Source organism: Mycobacterium sp. TH-M15, from assembly GCF_057473705.1.
The window spans coordinates 1-3,053 of sequence record NZ_JBYCLB010000171.1 but is presented as its reverse complement, the minus strand read 5'-3'; the positions used below and the strand labels follow the sequence as shown (position 1 = coordinate 3,053).

Genomic DNA, 3,053 nt, shown 5'->3' with positions numbered 1-3,053 from the left:
CGCCGCGGCAGCGAAAAGGCGCCCGACCCGGCGTCGGCGCCGTTGCTGCGGGCGTCCACCCGGGCGGTCGCCTCGGTGCCGGGGGGCGGCCGCTGCGGCCGTGGTACGACCGCAGCCGGCCGGTGCGGCGCGGCCGGCGCTTCCGGCTTGGCTCCGACGGCGGTCAGCAGGCCCGGCGGCAGGTACACCTCGGCGACGACACCGCGGGCGGCGAGCCGCACCGTCGAGAGTCGCACCGCGATCCCGTGCCGGTTCGCCAGCCTGCCGACCACGAACAGGCCCATGTGCCGGGCGTTCTCCGGGCTGACCTCGCCCCCGGCCTCCAGCCGGGTGTTCGCCATCCTCAGGTCGGCGGTGGTCATCCCCAGCCCGGTGTCGGCGACCTCGATCACCACCCCGCCGCCCTGAACCGGCTCGGCCACCACCCGGACCGGCGTGGTCGGCGGCGAGTAGCGCAGCGCGTTGTCGACCAACTCGGCGAGCAGGTGGACGACGTCGGCGGTGGCCACCCCGGTCACGGCGACGTCGGGCAGCGACGAGGCCGTCTCCACCCGGCGGTAGGCCTCCACCTCGGAGATGGCGGCGCTGAGCACCCCGGACAGCGCCAGCGCCCGGCCGGTGTCGTTCACCGGCCGGGCGTCGGCGAGCACCATCAGGTTGGCGCCGTTGCGCCGCATCCGGGCCGCCAGATGGTCGAGCCGGAACAGGCTGTCTAGCCGGTCGGGGTCGTCTTCGTTGCGTTCCAGCCGGTCGATCAGCGCCAGCTGCTGGTCGACCAGGGAGCGGTTGCGCCGCGACATGGTCTCGAACATCTCGTTGACCAGCAGCCGCAGCCGGGCCTCGTCACCGGCCAGCAGCAACGCCCGGGCGTGCAGCTCGTCGACGGCGTGCGCGACCTGGCCGACCTCCTCGGTGGTGTACACCGGCAGCGGCGCCGGCTCCCGCTCGTCACCGGCGCGGACCCGGTCGATCTCGTCCTCCAGGTCGCTGTGGGCGACCCGCAGCGCGCTGTCCCGCAGGGTGCGCAGCGGTCGCACCAGCGATCGGGCCACCAGCCAGACCACCAGCAGGGCGATCACGATCGCGGTCAGCACCAACACCGCGTCCCGAATCGCCTCGCCGCGCCGCTGAGCGGCCTGGTCGGCCAGCGACGTGGTCACCGACCGGGTGGTGTTCTCGATCAGGCTCACCGCGATCTGGTCGGTGCTGTGGATCGAGTCGCGCAGCTCCGGATTGTTGGGCAACACGCTCTCCGGATTGGACATGATCTCCATCCGGACCATGAACTGCTGCTGCAGCTTCTTGGCGTCCGGCGAATCGACGCCGAGCACCTGGTTCATCCCGAACAGCGTCGACGGCTCGGTGCCGGCCAGGGTGATCATCGAGATCCGCAGCTCGGGGTCCTCCATCTCGCCGCCGCGGTTGACCAACAGCTCCTGCATCAGCATCTGGCCGCGGGCGCCCACCGCCCGGCTCAGGCCCTCGGCCTGCGCCCGGATCCGTTGGTCGGCGACCCGCACCGACCCGGTGATCGCGTCTTCGGCCGTCAGCAGCAACGGCCCGTAGGAGGTCACCTGGTCGCGCAAGCCGATGCCGCCGGAGAGCACCTTGTTCAGCAGTCCCTGACCGCCGTCCAGCAGGGTGGTGACCCCGGCCCGCACATCCGGCGGGACGTCGGTGACCGCCAGCCGCGACCGCAGGCCGTCCCTGCGATTCTCGTAGTTCTTCTTGGCGCCCCCGGTGTCACCGCCGGACGAGGCGGCGACCAACGCGGTACCCAGCGCCGCCATGTAATCGTTGATCGCCGGGACCATCTCGGCGTTGTCGGCCGCCAGCTGTAACCGGTCGGCGTCGGCCAGTGCGGTGGAGACCCGCAGCCCGCCGAAGACGCCGGCGAGCACCATCGGCACCAGCGCGATCGCCAGCACCTTCCACTGGACCGGCCAGTTGGGCAGGGACCATCGCCGCGGACGGCGCACCACCGCGGCGTCATCCGGTTCCTCGGCACCGCCCTCCGGAGGGAGATCCACCTCGCCCGGCTGGGCGAACAGGGTCACCGGTCGGTGGCCGCCGCGGCGGCAGCTCGGCTGCAATTCACTGTCAGCGCCTCATTCATCGGATTCCCACGCATCGCGCCCTCTCCACGCTGAGCGGTGCGGCGATGCGGGCGTGGCAATCCGATGAGTATGACAAACCACGGTCGTCGTCACCACAGTTCTTACTGAACAAACTGGAGTATGCGGGGCGGCCCGGACCGTCGGCGGGCCGGCCGAGCAAACACGATCGGCCGGCGGAGGCCGGGTCCGACCGGCCGCGCGGGAGGCGGCCGGTCACCGGCGGCCGGCGGGTGCCGGGCCGTGCCCCCCGGTCAATCGCCGTACCGGACCGGATCCTCGGGGCGGCCGTAGTGGGCGTAGCGCGCTTCCTCCTTCTCGACGTCGTCGTAGGCGCTGAACTGCACCGACAGCGCATCGGCGGCGAACACCAGCTGCCGGGACATCAGGATCTGCGGGTTCTCCATGGCGAACGCACGCGCCGGCGCGTCGTCGATCGCCTTCTGCAGCTCGGCCACCACCGCGTCGTGGCCGGGCCGGATGCGGCGCAGCGCCTCGCCAACGAATTCCGGCTCGACCCGGGCCAGCTCCGGCCCCTCCTCCCGGGTCTCGTTGTCGAAGTCGCGGATCACCAGATAGACGGTCATGCCGGTGAGGTTACCCAGCGGCGCCGACACCTCACCGATGCGCCGGCGCCCCCGCCATGACGCCACCTTCTCTGCACGCTCTCTACGAGGCCGTGCAGACGGTGTGGGCAGTTGTTCAGACTTCGTACCTGTTGGTTAACATCCGCGAAAAGCCACCCGTACAACGAGGAGGCTGGTCAGGGAACCGGGCACCGGACTGTAGGTCACCCCCGGATCTACTGACGTTTCCGTGGGTTCGGTGACCTGGGCGTTTAGGGGCTCTTCCGACTTAGCAGGGGCGTAGCTGTCTGGCCCTGGGTGGCGCCTGCCGTGATTGGCGGGTGCAGGCCCACCGTACGCGGCGACGTTGGTT

Annotated in this window: 2 protein-coding genes; both read right to left on the bottom strand. The window is 71.2% G+C overall.

Annotated features, from left to right (window positions below):
- Positions 1–2,057: sensor histidine kinase (locus AC2VNT_RS04060; protein ID WP_486945631.1), on the bottom strand; the 2,057-nt coding region annotated here is incomplete at its 3' end.
- Between the two features lie 311 nt (positions 2,058–2,368).
- Complete coding sequence (locus AC2VNT_RS04055) at positions 2,369–2,701, bottom strand: hypothetical protein (protein ID WP_486945630.1); 333 nt, start codon at positions 2,699–2,701, stop codon at positions 2,369–2,371.
- Positions 2,702–3,053 lie beyond the last annotated feature (352 nt).

Bases quoted from the DNA above. Each gene is read 5' to 3' on its own strand.
- AC2VNT_RS04055 (WP_486945630.1), bottom strand. From the start codon at position 2,701: ATGACCGTCTATCTGGTGATCCGCGACTTCGACAACGAGACCCGGGAG.